Raw genomic sequence first — 17,473 nt, 5'->3', positions numbered from 1 at the left:
ACTAACGGCAAAAAGAGGCATTCCCCTAGTCCGAAAAGACCCGGGGAATGCCTCTTTGAGTTCGTCATGAAGCATGGGATTCTATGGCGATCATAAACACCGGATATGAAAGCTTGGATTATGTCTAGCCGTTCATATATCCGAGAAGCTGCAGCATCCGCTTCAGCACCACGACCGATTCGGCTCTTGACGAAGGGGCGTACGGAGCGAAATAACCGGAGGAACGCCCTTGCATGAGCCCGGCGTTCACCACCGCGGCAACGGCCGACTTGGACCAGGAGGCAATGGCTTCGGCATCGTTAAACTGCTCTAGACTAACTGGGGATTCGCCTCCCGTATCCAGCCTGCCCCCCGCAAGCGCCATGGCGCGTACCAGCAGAAGACTCATCTGCTCCCGCGTAATGCTCTCGTTCGGGCGGAACGCGCCGTCCTGATAGCCGTTAACGAGCCCTGACGCTGCTGCTGCCGTGACCGCGCCGGCATACCATTCGTCCCCGCTCACATCGCGATATGCGGACGCTGTCGCCGCCGTTTCGTTCAGCCCGAGCGCCCGAACGAGCAGGGATGTGAACTCCGCCCGGGTCACCGGCCGGTTCGGGGCGAATACTTCCCCGCTTACGCCTTGAACCAATCCCTTCGAGGCCAGCTCTTCGATCGCCCGAGCAGCCCAGTGATCCTCCTTCAGATCCTGGAACCTCTTATCTTTCTGCACAACCGCCAATATTCCACCGGTCTGCAGTCTTAGCTTGGCAAAACTTCCTTCTTGGGACCCCGACATGACGGCCGGGTTAAAAACAAGCTGATCCTGTGGGTGCATATACCTATAGGCCCCAACATGCCCAGCTTTATCGGTGCCATTTACCGACAGCGTCAGCACGGCATATCCTTGCTTGAACCGGGGCAACGCCTCCAATTTCTGTCCTGTTCTTAGCGCAAAGTTCACCTTGACGGAGGATAGCAGCTTTGCCGCGTCCTCCTTGGACAACCTCGTCTTTAACGCAGACGCCTCGGCATCGGGAAGCCTGCCAAGGGCGATCACCAACACCTCGGCATCCGGTGCCGCCATTATTTCCGCCTTTACAGTGGCGATCGGCAAATCTAGGCGCCCAGCTGGCGTCTCCAAGACGATCGTTCCGGCGGGGAGTTTCTGCAGCGCCGTATGCAGTCCGCCGGCGGGCAAGCTCAACTCCACCCTGTCCGAAGCTTCTTTTATCGCGTATAGAAGCTCAGGCTTCTTCGCGTTTTCTTTCACTAACTGCTCCAGCTCCTGCATCATCGTCTCAAGCTGGACATCGGCGCGGACAACCATACGTCCATCCGTCCCGGTCTCTTTGGCCATCTTGATCCGTTCGGGAGCAGATGGTTTTCCAGGATTTCCTGGATTTGCGGGACTTCCCGGTCCACCGCTGTTGTCCCCGCCCGTCGTCCGCGTGATCTCGATCGTCTTGCCGTTGGTTTTCAGCCCATCCACATATACTTCAAACGTTATCGCATTGGCTCCAGGAGACAGCGGGATGACGGCCGAAAATTCCCCGTTCGACTTCACGTCCGCCTTCTGGCCGTTAAACCGCACCTCCACCTTGCCGGGACCGAGCACTTCCGCGCGCCCCTCGACCTTTACCTGGTTGTCCGCAACCTGCTTCCCTTCATCGTCCTGCAGTCCGCTAAGCACGGCGGAACGAACCTGGTCTCCTGTATGGTAAGCATTCGCCACCAGCTGACGTTTGGTGCGTACGCCAGAAGGATCGATCGTGGAGATGACAAAGCCGCCCTGCGGAATAACGCTATTATTCTCCTCCGGCGTCCCCCAGTTCCACCGGATCGCCTGCTCCCGGTTAGCCACATGCGTTACTTCCCCGGAGGCGTTCACAACCACCTCCACGCCGAAATGATTCGTTCCCGTGGAATATCCGAAAGCGTCGGTCATCACGTTCATGTTGCCCTCTACCCGATTGACGTTATAAAAATCCCCTTCCAGGAAGCCGTTCGGATTTCCCGGAAGGCTCGTGCCGAGCTGATAGTCTTTGACCCAATCCTTATCCTGAAGCGATGCCGTAATCAAGGGCCAATTCACCTGCGAAGCGTCGAACATCATCAGACCATTCGTGCTGACAAGTCCGGCCTGAAACACTTCGCGCTGCACGGCCGGTTCCTGCACATTATTCAAGGCGATGCCCGCGTATAGCGGAATTTCCCCGTTGGTCACGATATTGCCGAGGGTAATGTACTTTTTAACCTCGCTGCTCGTGGTCTGATAGGCACCGATCATCAGAAAGTCCAAATATTCAATATACCCCGTATCGTAATAAGCCGGCGTATACACCGATTCATCAGGCATCCCCAGCCGGGAATCGAAACGGAAGTTTTTGCTGCCCCAGTTCACGCCATTCAAATAATACGTCTCATACCAAGAGCCAACGTAAGAGGATACCTGAATACTTCTTCCGGAGGAAGCTTCATAAGAATCAACGAGGCTTTTGACTTCCCCGAAAAAGCTCTGGATCGTAGCCGAGCGGAACTCCCACCAGTCCTGAATCAGCGGTCCATACACGCGAACCGATTGATCGTAGTAGAAAATGTCGTTCGGCCAATTTACCAGCTGTTTGCCTCTTACCTGAAGAAACTGCTCGAATTTGGCCCTCGTTTCGTCGCTAAAATCGGCCCCCTCGTTGTCATAACGTCCCCGATCGTGGACGACGCCGTCAACCTGATAGTTTTTGATAATTTCTTCAAACGTGTCGAGCTGATACTGCCGGACTTCATCGTTCGAAGGATTGACGAAGGCGACTAATCCCTGCTTGGCGCTTTCCCGAAGGCGCTTAATCTCTCCGTTGTTCTCAGCAACATGAACCCGTTCCTCCCAGTCCAAATGATCGTTCAAGACGGCAAATTCTTGATAAGCAATGGACCCTTCCGCAAAATCATTAATCGCCGCATGGATTTTCAGGCCGAGCGTGTGGCCGTGCGTAATGAATTCCTGCAGCAAATCCAAATTGGGATTGGCTCCGGCTTTTTGCTGCGCCTTGATCTCGCTCACATAAGGCCGTCCGGTCAAATCGTTCTTCTTATAGGAGACAAAGCCCTCCACGCCCTTGACGTCCAGCACGATGGAAGTGACACCAGCTTGCTTCGCCTGCTTCAGAAAATCCCGCACTTGGTCGGTGGATTGGAATCTTCTCGCGTTTGACGCCTGATCCACCCACAAAATAACATCCTTCTGCGTTGACAATCCGGGACGGTTGAATATCACAAGACTCCTCGCATCCTGTTGCGTGCCGCGCTTCAAAACCTTAACATCCACATAATTCGTTCCAGATTGGAGCTGAGCCGAATAGGAGAAGGAACCGTCAGGTGCAAAAGGAACCACCGCGTCATTCACCGTAAGCTCGATGGCCGACGGATCATCGATATTTTCAATCATCCCCTTAATCTCCGTCTGGGGATCGGTAACCGTGTACATCGGCGGATTTTCAAGCTTCAGCCTGGCAATAAAGCCATTACCGCTTCTCAAATCCTGAACAGCGACGACCTCCCCGTTCTTACGCAGCTTGATCATGTCGCCAACCTTGAATTTTTCAGCCAGGAAACGCTTGATGTCATTGCCCGTGTAACTGTTGTCCTGGGCCATGAGCACATACCCGTCCTCCGGGATCGCCAGCTCCGTCGGTCCCGTCCAGACCGGAGGCTTACCGCCCACAGACGGATTGACCATCTGAACGACCCGGTTGTTGCCATCTACCAATACCGCCACGTTATACCTCGGCACAAGCAGCGAAGCAGCGAAATCGCGGGTGTATAAAGCAATCATATTATCGATTCCGGTGACGTCTTTGTCGATAAAGTCCAGCTTTTTGCGCGGCCCCTTAATACCGATCGTAATATCGGTCGGCGCGGCCTCCACCTCAATGTAATCCTCCGTTTGGCCCGACGTATCGTAAACGACATTCAGCGTAACCGAAGCCTGCTCGATTTCGCCATCCCACAGCCGGACCGTCACCGTGTTCGAACCTGGCTGCAGGTAAACATTCAGCTTGAAGCTTCCGCTGGCCGTAAGGGGGACCTCCTTATCATCAACCGTAACGCGCATCGATTTGCCCTCCATGTAGTTTTTCACGTACCCAGATACCTCCACCAGCGGGATAGTTACAGTCGTGTCGGGCGGGGTAATAAGCATAAGCTCGGGTTTCTCCACAGGTTCGGGCTCCGGGGTCTGCGTCAGAAAATCCGCCGCTGTCACTTCGACGCCGCCGCGTAGCAGCGCAATCCGATCCCCGACTTCATAATGCTGGAACAGCGGCTTTCGATATCCGGAATCGTCCCACGAGCCGTCGCTAGCCAGAACGATATAACCACCTTCCGGAATCTTGACCTGTTCCTCCGGATCCCATACATTCGGCGGGTCGCTTTCCGGCCCATGTTTTTCCTGCACCACGCCGGCGGCATCCACCATAAGGGCAACGTTCTGCTCCCGGATAAGCACATCATCATTCGCGTACACGGCACTCGTCACCCGGGCACCATACGTGAATAAAGCCAGATAACCCGGTTTTTGAGACAACGCCTCCTCCCCGGGGTTGATATCCGTCAGTTCCAGGATGAAGCCTTCATCCTTCGAAACAAGGCTTACGGGGTCGGTTGCGGCCGCAGACGTAATTTCGCTGCCTCCCGTATCGAAAGCAGCCACAACTGCCGCGGGAGCTCCCAAGGTTACTGAAGAGATGATCAGGACCAAACTCAGCAGAACGGCCATACGTCTTCGGACATTTAACCTCATAACATAACCGCCTTTCACGACATATTTTTAGGAAAAAAGCAGCCGCGAATGCAAGCTGCTTGGATGACTTCTTTTTATTTTTTCGACTGATACCACGCATTAGCGGCCTTCACCATATCATCTCCGCCTTCCGCGCGCCATTGCTCCAGGAACGTATCGTAGTTCTCCAAAGGCTCGGAACCGCTGATGAATTTCAGTACGTTATCATCGAGCAGCGTTCTGAGCTTCAGCGTATTTCTCGAAATGGCATCAATCGGCGGCGCAACGGACATCGGGTCAATCACGATAATGCCCTCGGCATTTTTCTGGAACGTTTCAAAATAATTCTGAAGCACCGGATCCTTCCGAACACGGGCCTGCCAATAAATCGGATACTTCTCCTCGTCAACGCCGGTAATGAACGCACTGGCATTGCCCAAATCTTCATTGAATTTAGGAAGAATCGGATAATATTTGCCGTCCTTCACCTCATGGTGAACGCCTTCCTGACCGATGGCGAGACCTTTAAACGTCTCCGGCTCCAGCTTCGCATTCAGGAATTTCATCGCCTCTTCCTTGTTTTTGGAGGCTTTCGGTATGGCAATGAACCAGTTGGTTTTCGTGTCTACACCGGTGACAGCTTTACCATCTTTCCCTTTCAAATAAGGGATAACCGTTACTTTGGCATCCGGGAAGTTCTGCTTCAGCGCGGACATCGTGCTGCCCGCGTTCCACCAGGCCAGCTTGTAGACGGCCGCCTTGCCGGTTGTAAATTTCTCTATCGCTTTTTGCGCCGTGTTGATCGGCATTTCCGTATCCAGCAGCCCTTCCTTATACAATTTGTTCATAAAGGCCAGGGTTTCTTTCATTTCTGGAAGCTCGGCCTTGTGCATCAGCTTGCCGTCAACCTCTTTCCAGTCGGTAAGCAAACCGAACGTCGCCGCGATATCGCCATAGATGGAGTCCTTACTGCCAGTTAGCGGGACGATGTTTTTCTTTTCCTTGATCGTTTTCAGCACATTGTACAATTCATCCGTCGTGGTCGGAATCGACAGGCCCAGCTCATCCAGCCAATCCTGGCGTACGACCAACTCCTCGCCGACGGTCGCGCCCGTCCCCGTCTCCGGAATGGCGTACTTCTTGCCGTCGATGGTCGCACTGCCCCACGATTCCGGTTTGATCGCCTGATTGATGTAATTGCCGTGAGCGGCAAGAAGATCATCGATCGGCTCCAGCGCGCCCGACGTCGCGAGATTGTAGAACTGCTCGGAATTCAGCTTCATTACATCAAAGCTTTCTTTGTTGGCCATGAGCAGATTCAGCTTCTCATTCCCATTTTCCGCCGGCAGCATTTCGTACTTGACGTTGTATCCCGTCTTCTCGTTAATGTACTGGCTGATATACTCCTTGGCTGGATCAAACAAACCGTACTGCATGATCATGCGGATCTCTTTCTTACCGTCTCCTCCGTTCGCCCCCTCTGAAGAGGCTCCTGGCGACTCCGACTTTGAAGCTCCTCCGCCGCAGCCGGACACCGCTAGACTCAGACCCAGTAACGCGACAACCATTGTTATTCTTTTTCTCATACGTTAACCTCCTTGGAATGGGATAACCGTTACGCCGAACCCTTATAATAATGCGTGTTCAAAAAGTGGGCATTTCAGCACCGAGAAGGTTGCGAGAACCTGAAGCCAAGCTTCCGTAGCGAGTTTTTCTTCGAAAAACTTGTAGGAGGAACGGAGTTTAGGCTAAACCTAAATGAGTACCTGAAATGTTTCCAAAGGAAACATACTCCGTAAGCATATACTCTTCGAAGGTGATCGCAAGATTCGATGTCGATTATGCTTCTTGTATTACTTCGTGATCAAATGTTGACTTTTTGAACTACCTTTAATAGAGGGCATCACCGCCTTTATGGAATGATCTTTGCCCTCTTCAACCCTTGACCGAGCCGACCAGTACGCCCTTGACGAAATATTTCTGCAGGAACGGATACACGAGCAGAATCGGGATGGTCGCGAGCAAAATGGACGACGCTTGAATCGATTGCGGGGTCATGTTGATGGCCAGATCCACGTTATTTTTCAGAAAATCTCCGCTGGAAGAAACGATCAACTCCTTCAGATACAATTGGAGCGGCTTAAGATCCGGATCGGTAATATAAATCATGGAGGTAAAATAATCGTTCCAGAAGGCAACTGCAAAAAACAGCGCGATCGTGGCGAGTACCGGTAGGGAAAGCGGAAGCATGATATGAATCAAAATCCGAATATTTCCCGCGCCGTCCAGCTTACCGGATTCCTCCAGCGAGTCCGGCAGCCCCTCGAAGTAATTTTTGATGATCAGCATATTGAAAACGTTTACCATTGCAGGTAGAAATAAAACCGCGAACGTGTTGACCAGATTCAGGTTGTGCATGAGGAGATACGTTGGAATCAAACCGCCGCTGAACAGCATCGTGAACACGAACATAAGCAGCAGCCATTTGCGCCCGCGCAGCCGGATCTTGGAGAGGGGATAGGCGGTTATCGTGGTCATGATCAGGCTAAGCCCCGTTCCGATCACGGTCAGCAGCACAGACGTCTTCAGAGAAGTCAGGAACAAGGAATCCTGTAGTACGTATTTGTAGGTCTCAAATTGAATGCCGACCGGGAATAGCCCGACACGCCCAGACACCACCGCATCCTCGCTGCTGAGGGATTTTGCCAATAAATTAATAAAAGGAACCAAGGTCGTAATCCCGATCAGAATGAAAACAAAGTAATTGAATACGGTAAATACTTTCTCACCCGTGGAAGGTTTGATGGCGTTAACCCCTGCACTTGCTGAAATGGTTTTTAAATCAAGATCCTGTCTCATCGTGCTCCCCTCCTTTACCAGATTCCCCGTTGCAGGTATTTTTTGCTGAGCGCGTTGCCGACAATGACCAGCGTGAACGAGATCACAGCTTCGAAGAGCCCGACCGCCGTCGTGAAGCTATAATCCTGATTGCCAAGACCCTGTCGATATACATACGTGCCGATGACATCTGAAACTTTATACACCACCGGGTTGTACATGACCAGAATTTGCTCGGTTCCCGCTTCCAGAATGCTTCCGAGACGCAAGATGAACATGAGAATGATGATCGGAGCGATGCCGGGAAGCGTAATATGCCACAATTGTTTCCATTTGCCTGCTCCGTCGATTTTGGCCGCCTCGTAGAGGGTGGGATCAACCATGCTAAAAGCAGCAAGGTACACGATCGTGCTCCATCCGGTTTCCTTCCATCCAGCCGAGGTGACCAGCACGCTTCGGAACACGCTGTTATCGAGGAAGAAAGCGACCGGCTCCAGGTTGAGCGATACCAGCAGCTTGTTCACCAGACCGCCGTTCGTGGACAACAGATCGATGAACAGGCCGCTTACGATGACCCAGGATAGAAAGTGCGGCAGGTAAATGACGGTCTGTACCGAGCGCTTGATGATCATGTTTTTCATCTCGTTCAGCATCAGCGCCACGATGATCGGCAGCGGGAACAGAATGAGGATTTTCAGCAGGCTGATGATGACGGTATTTTGGAATACCCGCGCAAAGTCCGGTGAGGTAAACAGCTTCTCAAAATGCTTCCATCCGACCCAGGGGCTATCCGCAAAGCCGGTAAATATGTTGAAATCCTTAAACGCGATCGTAATGCCGTACATGGGTGTGTACTTAAACAGCAAAATAAACAGAACCCCCGGAACCAGCAGCAAGTACAAATCCCATTCCTTCCAGATATCGCGCCACAGCGAGGGAAAATATCCTCGGCGGTATGGCCCGGCTACGGGCAGTTTCTTCGATCCTAGCTTCATGCAATTCCCCCCTCTGATGAATGAGCTCTAACTTCGATATTTAAAATTGTAATGCGAGGCTAAAAAGCCCGGTAGGCGACAATCATTACTGTTTGTGGTAATTTGATGCTCCTTTGGCGAATGCTAAAAAGGCATCCCTTCCAGTTGGCGAACAACCGGAGGATGCCTTTGCTTCAATTGATTAAATATTCTCCAACGAGCCTTCTCTACGGTTTGAACTCCCCCGGATTGACGCCCCAGTACTTGCGGAACACCTTTGTAAAATAACTGACATCACGGTAGCCCGTCTGCCTTGCGGCATCGTACACTTTTTGCCCGTCCTGCAGGACCCGCTTGGCCCTCTCCATTTTCTGCTCGAGCACGTAAGCCGAAAAAGCCATCCCCATCTCCTGCTTGAAGAGCCGGCTCAGATAGGAGGAATTGACGTACAACCGATCGGCCACGGTATGCAGCGTAATATCCTGATCGATTTCCTGCTCAATGAGGCTCGCTATTTTTTGGACGATCTGGTGACTGCTGCTCTTACGCTGTCCCTTCATATAATCTGTGATACGCCCTACAGTTCTTTCCAGCCAAGATCGTGTCTGCGATTTCGTGTTCAGGAGTTGGATGTTCTGCATAAATGCCCAGTCCTCGCCGATCACCTCCCGGATGCTCCAGCCCTGCTTGACCATGATCCGAATGAACAAGCTGTTCATATACATGACGCCCTCCTGGAACTGCTGCGATGTCCCGGTACGCGCGAATAGCTCCTGCCACAGGCCCTCCACGGCCTCGGCCGCTTTAGCCTCATGCGCCGTCTCCAGCGCAATCTCCAGCATTTTTTCTAAATGCAACTGTACGGAAATTTCAGGCCTGTTCCCTCTTTCTTCTTCCCGGTAAGGAATGGCGATATCTGGCCCGTACACGACTCTTTCCTGGAGGGCTCTACAGGCTTCCGAATATAGCTGCGGCAGCTCCTCGATCCTTCCCGCCCTGCCGCAAATGCCGGCGCTCGCCGTCAGCTTCAAAATTTCCTTCGCATGCGAGAGCAGCTTGACGACGGACGCATTGATGTGCAGCATGAATTCCTGCGTATTTTGTTCGGGCTCCGCCCTAAACACAAGAAGTACGTCCGAATCCGGGTCCGTGCATACCCAGCAGGAGGAATTCGACAGCAGTTCCCCGGCCAGACACCGAATCGTAAACCGCAGCAGCTCACGGTCGTTCGGACCAAACCTGGCGTCATGTTCCGGAACGGGATCCAAGTCTAAGACGACTGCGGCCAGCTTCGTATCCTTTTCCAAGCCCATATACAGCTCGGTGCTCCGATTCAGTATCTCCCTTTCGTCGTATTTGCCGCTCACCCAATTCAGAATGAAGTCGTTCTGAAGGCTCGGCATATGGTCCTTCCACTTCCGCTCAAGCTCCGCCTTCCCTCTCCACTGCTCTAAATCCTCCCGGAGCCCATCACGTGCTTCAAGCACCGCCTGCAGGATGACCTCCTCCCCGGCAGGCTTTAACAAATAACGGGACACCCCATGCTCCATCGCCTGCTGGGCAAATTCGAAATTGTCATGGCCGCTTAAAATGATCATCTTCATAAACCGCTTACCGACCTGCTTTTCCTTGAGCCGGGCAATCAAGGTCAAGCCATCCATTTCCGGCATCTGAACGTCGATCAGCATCAAATCCGGCATTTTGCGTTCCGCCAACTGAAGCGCCTCAACCCCGTTTGCCGCGAGTCCAACCACCTCAATCCCGTGGTCTTCCCAGGGGATATTGTACGCTAGCGAATTTCGGAGCCTGGGCTCGTCTTCCACAATAATTAAATTCAAACTTCCCGCCCTCCTTCATAGGGGTCATCTGTACGACTTCGATCTTGGATCTCCGGTCTCTGCCGTGGAACAAGCACCGCATCCGTCTCCATGCTGCCGCTGCCTGCCGGATTCAAGGGGATTCGAATCGCAACAATCGTTCCGGTCCCGGGCATGCTCTCGATCGTCAAGTCCACCTCTTCCCCGTAGTACAGCCTCATTCGTGTAAAGACATTCCGCAGACCGAACAAATCCTTGATGTTCTCCTCATCCTGCGACAGGGACGGAAAGCTCCGGGACCTCATCCGCCCGAGCTCGCTCCGGATATAGGACAGACGCTCCTCCTCGATTCCTGGGCCGTTATTCTGCACAGAGATCACCACGCAGTTCTGTTCCATCCAACTAGACACGATGAGCCTTCCTCCGCTCTCCTTCCCCTCCAGCCCGTGCAAAATTGCATTTTCCACGAGCGGCTGAAGCAGCAGCTTCAGGATCGGAAGTGCTCTCGTGTCATCGGAAATCCGATACTCTACTTCAAAGCTGTCCAGAAAACGCAGCTGCTGGATCCGAATATAATAGTGCAGGTGGGTCATGCTCTCTTCAACAGTAAATACCTGCCTTCCCTTATCCAAGCTGAGACGGAAAAACTTCGACAGGTTCATCACCATCTCACTGATCTCGTCCGCCTCATAATTTTTGGCTGCCCAATAGATGGAATCCAGCGTGTTATACAAGAAATGCGGATTGATCTGGGATTGCAGAAATTTCAGTTCCGTTGTCGTGAGCCGGAGCTGCTGCTCGTAATGGTCTTCAATCAAATGCTTTTGTACGGATACCATGCGGTTAAAGGACTGGATCAAGAAGCCGAACTCATCCTTCCTTCGGGTCTCCACGTGGACGTTCATTTCACCGCTGCTCAGGGACCTCATCCCGCGCGACAGCTTGAGCACTGGGGAAGCGATTCCGCTGTACACAACCCAAGAGATAATAAAAGCAAGCAGGACGCTGATTCCAATAATCGTAAAAGTGAACAGCCGGAGCTGATCGGTCTCCCGGTAAAGCTCGCTTTTCGGCTGAACGAGTTCGAGCCGCCAGGAGGAATATTCGGAGTTCATCGATACCTCCATATCCTTGGAAGAAGGAGCTCCGCTTACTGCGGCCTTCCCCGTCTCGACGATAACTTCCCCTCGATCATTGAACAGCGATACCCGACTGTTCTCCGACGGAAGCAGCGTCTTCAGAATGTTAAGCAGCTTGCTTCGGTTAAAGGTAACCACGAGCAAATTGGACTTACGGTCCATATTGTATAGATCCATGGAACGGATCAAAGAAACGCTGTCCGTTCCCGTCAGCTTGCCGAACGTCCGGGCGTCCGATACCGGATAATCGGCCATGACGTACGAAATCCCTGTCCCGTTATTCCGGGCGGATTCCACCAGCCATTCCTGTTCAGGCTCCGATGTCAGCTTGCGGCCGCCGAAATGAGTCGAGATGAACATGTGCGTGGCTTGGTGGTACACCGAGATTTGCGATACAAATCGGTTGACTGAGACCGAGTTCGACAGCTGCTGAAGCACGTTGGAGAAATCAACGATCGATTTTGGCGAGAAATCCGCTCCGTTCTTGTTCAATAGCTCATTCAGGTTCGGGTCCGCTGAGATCAGCGTGGAGATCTCCTCCACATTTTGCAGCGCCAGATCAAAGTGGTTCATCGCCGAAGACAGCGCTACCTCCGTTCTTTTCACGGCCTGCTCGTATAAAATATCCCTTGAACGTTCTACCGCAAACAAGCTGATGAGAACGAGCGGCAGGAGAATAAGCAGAAAATAACCGGTCAGCCTGGTCTGGATGTTACTGGCAAAGCGGTCCGTTACCCTGCGAAATACGTTAATCATCCTCCTTCCCCCCTGACCATTTGCCGTCCACTGCGCTCAAACCATCGATTCACCTCTCTCGTCATTTCATCCCCGCCTTCCCGCTTCCACTGTTCCACATAACGGTCAAACGACTCGATCGGCTCAATCCCTAAAATGATATTCGTAAAAATGCTCTGAAGCTCTCTCAGCTTTTTGTCGTATTTGCTCATGGCCGGCGTGGGAATGCCGTAGAACGCGTTGTGGATCACATTTTGGCGTATCATCTCCAGATTGTCGTATAAATGAAAGTCCCCCAAGGAATCCAGCCGTTCCTTGGACAGCACAGGATCCGGCACATCCACCAGCGACTGATAAATGCCCCTGTACAGCTGCTCGTCGTGCTTCTGGAAATCCGTCACCATCCTGCCGTTCTCCCATTTCCATATTTCGTTCTCAAAGCCAAGCTTCAAGTTTTTATAATCGCTCGCGATAAAATCGAGGAACTGAATGACTTCCTTCGCGTTAGGAGAGCCGACCGGGATCACATTATAACCGCGGATCATATCTGTTTCGTACACTCCCTTTTGCCCGTCAGGTCCGGTGGGATACGGAAGAGCGATCCATTCGGCCTTCGGATCCTTCTGTTTGTTCGCCGCAATGGGGCCGCGGGTATCATACCAGGTGGCCGAGAACAGTCCAACTTTGCCGTCCTGGATTTTTTCGAAAAGGTTGTTCTGCAAATTGAGCGGAAACTCGCGGTCCAGCAAGCCTTCCTCATATAAGCCGGCTAGATAAGCCAGCGCTTGTCTCGTTTCCGGCAAAATGCTGCCGTTGACCAGCTTGCCATCCCGTTCAAGCCACGTATCCAGCTGCGTTCCGAAAGCACCGAAAAACGGGGAGGACCGTCCAAGATCAATCATCAAGGCCAGACCGATCGTATCGTCGATGCCATTGCCATCGGGGTCGTCCTGCGCAAATGCGCGAATGACCTCATGGTATTCCTCCAGCGTCTCGGGTGGCTGCAGCCCAAGACGGTCAAGCCAGTCTTTTCTACCATACATCAGTTCAACGCCGCTAACTTCGTTCAAGCTGGGAATGGCGTATATTTTTCCGCCATATCTGACCCGATCCCACGCCTCAGCAGGGATTTTTTCTTTCAGATGGGGTCCGTATTGATCAATCAGATCGTCAAGCGGCTGAAAAGCCCCTTGCTTCGCATAATTGCCAAACCATACCGCCTTGTACACATGGAGCATATCAGGCAGATTCCCGGAGGACATGATCACATCGAGCTTCTCGTCGTATACTTCCGTAGGGGGTGTCGTAATCTTAATATCCAGTCCCGTTTGCGCCTCAATATAGCTCAGGTAGCGGTTGTCGTTCTCGTCCATTCCGGCAGGAAACGTCATCCCCAGATTAGAAATAACAATGCCGATAGACTTGGCTGCGCCTTTGTGCTGCGCCTCCCTGTTCTTCTCACTAGCTGGAACATTACATCCCGCGATAAATAAGAAAGCGGTTACAATAATTGTCGAACCGAATCGTAATTTGCTCCTCATGCGCTCTAATCCCTCCCTTGCTGCTCAAAATCTACAAACAATCATGGAGTTGTGTTTTGCTTTTGCTAAATCAACAGTTTATCATATATGCGTCAATCTGTTTCAAAATTTTTCCTATTTTTCATAGAGCATGCAAAGAGGAGGCTGTCCCTAAGTCTCGAATAGCCGATTATCATGATGGAGAAAACTCTTAAAATAACAAAAGGAGGGATGCCTAAGCTCCCTCCTTTTGTTATTTTCTATCAATCCAGTACAAATCTACTTGGATGGTGAATATTACTAAAGATAATGGATACATTATGAGGATATTTGTGAAAAAGGGGCCAGAATGAAAAAGAGTTGAGATAATCTCAACTCAATTATTATCTAAATGTTACTTACTTTGCTTGCTGAGCTTTGTCTGTTTGAAACGTCGATTGCACTTGACTGATCATCGTTTGAGCTTGTTTAATTTCGTTTGAAGCTTGTTTTAGAGCTTCTTCACAAAGAATTTGATTGGAAGAAGATTGCTCAATCGCTTGTGTAATCAGGTCTTTCGCGATAGACGTGACTGCTTCTGCCCTTTTCAATGAATTTGTATCAATTTGTTGTGCCATTTTGATGACCTCCATTCATAGTTAACAAAAATAATATAGCTTGTAGGACTCTAAGTCATACAAGGAAGAATAAGGGTATAGTTAAACAGACATTTGTTTGAATGATCTAACGAATACAGACAAATAATATCCGTATGAAAATAAAAGAAGAAATGTACTGCTAGCGGCAAAAGCCGCTGCGCCGTATAAACCGACATCGTCGCCAAGCGCTGTTTAGCCATTTCACGCCTCTATTGCTTGTAACGCAAACGCCACCGTCATCGTAATCTCAATGATCTTAATTCCACCTCGAATGGCTTGCTCCTAATCGCCTTCCATCTGGTTGACCATTGATCCGATTACATTACCAAGACGAGAACCGCTTCCACAAGCGACTCCGTGTACGACACCACGATAAATCCAACGCAAAATCCATCTCCCGCGCCTACGGTATCCACCACTTTTATTGAAACGGGTGGCTCAGGCCAAGCAACTATTATCCACGGGTCATACGGTTTCCGAGACCTGTCATTTGTCAGGCTTCAATGACTATGCCAATTTTTATTCGTACATTCAAAATATAACCGGCATTTCTCCCGGCCAATACGGGAGATCAACCTAGGTACCGGATTATACCCAAAGTGTTGGCGAACACATTACTAAAGTCCTGAAATTTTACATTTCGTGTTGCAGGGTACTGTCCTTTTTTGTCGAATAATCATGGAAGATATGATGACAAGAAATAGATTCTACATTCACTCACAAATTCGTTATGTCCGGGGTATCTTTATATAGAAAGCTAATTTAATGGGGGTGATTAAAATCAAAGAACTGATTCATGAAGAGGACTATATTGCCCAGTCTAAGCGGAAATGTATCGAAGCTGGTATGGATCCAAATGAAATTAGAAAACCAAAACGTTCAATGTCAGAACAAGAATTGCTCCAGAAAAGAAACACGTACAGTGAAATTTTATCTGTTGTTGATTTTTTCTCCAAGAAGATTTTAGACTCGTTAAGCGGAACACCTGTACTTATTGTCATATCGGACGAAAATGGATATTTGCTGCATATCGTTGGCGATGAAACCATCAAAATTACAATTCAACAATTAGGTATACAAGTAGGCGCACAATTTACGCATGAAGATATGGGTACGAATGTCATCAGCTTATCTCTTCAACAAGGCCATCCAGTTCAACTTATAGGCTCAAATCATTATCATACAATCCTTCATGACTCAGCATGCTATGGGGCTGCCTTTCATTATACAGATAACAACAATTTACTAGGAAGTATATGTATTATGACTGCAACTGAATTGCATAATCCATTTTTCTTAACCATGTTATCTACCGTAGTAGACTCTATTGAAAGAGAGCTTTTACTTCGAAAACAGAATCGAAAGTTAAATATGTTAAATCAGATCATCGTTAATAAAAATAGAAATGGCATTATCATTACAAATGCTGATGGCATCATTAATTCCGTTAACGATTTTGTAGCTGAATCATTTCATATTCACAAGGGTATCAACATCGTTGATCGAAGCCAACAAAACCCGGAATGTCTCGTAAGTAGTCACATGAAACAAGTCATACATAACAAAATGAGTTTTGATAATGTCCAAATGATTTTACAAACCGTAGATTATCAAAAAGTAGTCTGTTTATTCGACGCTCAACCCATCTATGATGAAACAAATAATTTTATTGGTTCATACTCTCAACTTCGAGATATTACAGAACGTTATTTAAATGAAGAACGGCACAATTATTTGGCCTATCACGATGAATTAACATCATTACCCAATAGACGCTCACTTCATGAAACCTTAAATCATCATATTTCTTCATCTCTAACCTCTGGCAATCATATTGATTTGGTACTCATGTTCCTGGATTTAGACCACTTTAAGACGATTAACGATGCTTTTGGACATTCCAATGGCGATAATTTACTTAAGCAAGTTTCCTCTAGACTGGTACATTTCCTAGGTGACACTGGAAAAGTATTTAGAATGGGCGGAGATGAATTTATTTTCCTATTTCATGGCCTCAATGGGCAAAAAGAAGTGGCTTCTACAGGCAAGCGAATTATTGACTTATTTGACACTCCCTTCACCATCAATGATTCCAAGTTCCATGTCACTGCGAGTATCGGCATAGCCATCTATCCCAATGACGGGACGGATGCTGAAACGTTCATGGTATACGCAGATAATGCCATGTACAAGTCGAAATCAAAGGGAAGAAATAATTATACCCTATTCGATTCAAACATGAAGTCCAATGCGAAGGAAAAAGATAAACTATCATTGGAAGTCTCATTAAGAGAGGCTTTAGACAATAAAGAGTTTATTGTGTACTATCAACCACAAGTTGACTTAATAACAAAGGAAATCATTGGCGTGGAGGCACTCCTAAGATGGAATAGTCCGCAATATGGCATTGTAGCACCGGATGCATTTATTCCAATCCTAGAAGACAGCGGATTAATTTCTCAAGTGGGTGAATGGGTATTACGTGAGGTATGTAATCAAAGTAAACGGTGGCTTGACATGGGACTTCCTAAATTCAGAATAGCGGTTAATCTTTCTTCTCAGCAATTTTTAAAGGATAACTTAGTTGAAGTCATTTCCAATACCTTAATTGAAACTGGCATGGATCCGAATGATTTAGAGCTAGAAATTACGGAGACGATGACCATGGATGTTGAGCGTGCGATAAACGTTTTAGGTCAATTAAACGCTTTAGGCGTAAGGATAAGTATTGATGATTTCGGGACGGGGTACAGCTCTTTGAATTATCTGAAGAAGTTCCCTATTCATACGTTGAAAATAGACAAGTCTTTTGTCAGAGATATCATGTTCAATAAAAATGATTTAAATATTGTTAGCACCATTATTTCAATGGCACACAATTTAAATTTAGTTGTTGTCGCAGAGGGTGTAGAAACCAAAGATCAACTTAATTTCTTACAATTGAAGAAATGCGATACGGTTCAAGGATATTATTTTAGTAAACCTCTTTCTGTCGATGATTTTGAAAAGTCGTTTTATCAACTGAATGACGATATTAAAAATCAATTTCTATAGCGAAA

At 49.2% G+C, this 17,473-nt stretch carries 10 protein-coding genes and 1 pseudogene; 2 read left to right on the top strand and 9 right to left on the bottom strand.

Features of this window, described 5'->3' with window-relative positions:
- Nucleotides 1-124 precede the first annotated feature (124 nt).
- The 9 genes and pseudogenes from GCU39_RS01900 to GCU39_RS31720 all read right to left on the bottom strand — a co-directional run.
- The gene (locus GCU39_RS01900) at nucleotides 125-4,774 is read right to left on the bottom strand and encodes an S-layer homology domain-containing protein (protein ID WP_152391950.1); all 4,650 of its coding nucleotides are present in this window, start codon (nucleotides 4,772-4,774) and stop codon (nucleotides 125-127) included.
- A gap of 74 nt (nucleotides 4,775-4,848) precedes the next feature.
- Nucleotides 4,849-6,339: an extracellular solute-binding protein gene (locus GCU39_RS01895; RefSeq protein ID WP_152391949.1), complete on the bottom strand. Its 1,491-nt coding sequence runs from the start codon at nucleotides 6,337-6,339 to the stop codon at nucleotides 4,849-4,851.
- A gap of 349 nt (nucleotides 6,340-6,688) precedes the next feature.
- Nucleotides 6,689-7,612, bottom strand: coding sequence for a carbohydrate ABC transporter permease (locus GCU39_RS01890; protein ID WP_152391948.1), 924 nt, complete (start codon nucleotides 7,610-7,612; stop codon nucleotides 6,689-6,691).
- 14 nt (nucleotides 7,613-7,626) lie between these two features.
- Complete coding sequence (locus tag GCU39_RS01885; protein WP_152391947.1) at nucleotides 7,627-8,586, bottom strand: ABC transporter permease; 960 nt, start codon at nucleotides 8,584-8,586, stop codon at nucleotides 7,627-7,629.
- A gap of 206 nt (nucleotides 8,587-8,792) precedes the next feature.
- Nucleotides 8,793-10,403 (bottom strand): response regulator, encoded by a 1,611-nt coding sequence (locus tag GCU39_RS01880; RefSeq protein ID WP_152391946.1) that lies wholly within the window; start codon nucleotides 10,401-10,403, stop codon nucleotides 8,793-8,795.
- Entirely contained in the window at nucleotides 10,400-12,277 is a 1,878-nt protein-coding gene (locus GCU39_RS01875; RefSeq protein ID WP_152391945.1) for a cache domain-containing sensor histidine kinase, read from the bottom strand. The genes GCU39_RS01880 and GCU39_RS01875 overlap by 4 nt, the downstream gene beginning before the upstream one ends.
- Nucleotides 12,274-13,797, bottom strand: a complete 1,524-nt coding sequence (locus tag GCU39_RS01870) for an extracellular solute-binding protein (RefSeq protein ID WP_152391944.1) — start codon at nucleotides 13,795-13,797, stop codon at nucleotides 12,274-12,276. The genes GCU39_RS01875 and GCU39_RS01870 overlap by 4 nt, the downstream gene beginning before the upstream one ends.
- A gap of 377 nt (nucleotides 13,798-14,174) precedes the next feature.
- The gene (locus GCU39_RS01865; protein ID WP_152391943.1) at nucleotides 14,175-14,393 is read right to left on the bottom strand and encodes a hypothetical protein; all 219 of its coding nucleotides are present in this window, start codon (nucleotides 14,391-14,393) and stop codon (nucleotides 14,175-14,177) included.
- Nucleotides 14,394-14,621: 228 nt separating this feature from the next.
- A pseudogene (locus GCU39_RS31720) lies at nucleotides 14,622-14,696 on the bottom strand (bifunctional 2-keto-4-hydroxyglutarate aldolase/2-keto-3-deoxy-6-phosphogluconate aldolase); the annotation flags it as partial.
- Nucleotides 14,697-14,847: 151 nt separating this feature from the next.
- Between GCU39_RS31720 and GCU39_RS01850 the strand changes: the two are divergent.
- Entirely contained in the window at nucleotides 14,848-14,994 is a 147-nt protein-coding gene (locus GCU39_RS01850) for a helix-turn-helix domain-containing protein (protein WP_227793595.1), read from the top strand.
- A gap of 191 nt (nucleotides 14,995-15,185) precedes the next feature.
- The gene (locus GCU39_RS01845; RefSeq protein WP_321575617.1) at nucleotides 15,186-17,468 is read left to right on the top strand and encodes an EAL domain-containing protein; all 2,283 of its coding nucleotides are present in this window, start codon (nucleotides 15,186-15,188) and stop codon (nucleotides 17,466-17,468) included.
- Nucleotides 17,469-17,473 lie beyond the last annotated feature (5 nt).

The organism is Paenibacillus guangzhouensis, assembly GCF_009363075.1.
Classification (GTDB): Bacteria; Bacillota; Bacilli; order Paenibacillales; family Paenibacillaceae; genus Paenibacillus_K; species Paenibacillus_K guangzhouensis.
This window is presented reverse-complemented; position numbering and strand designations above follow the sequence as displayed.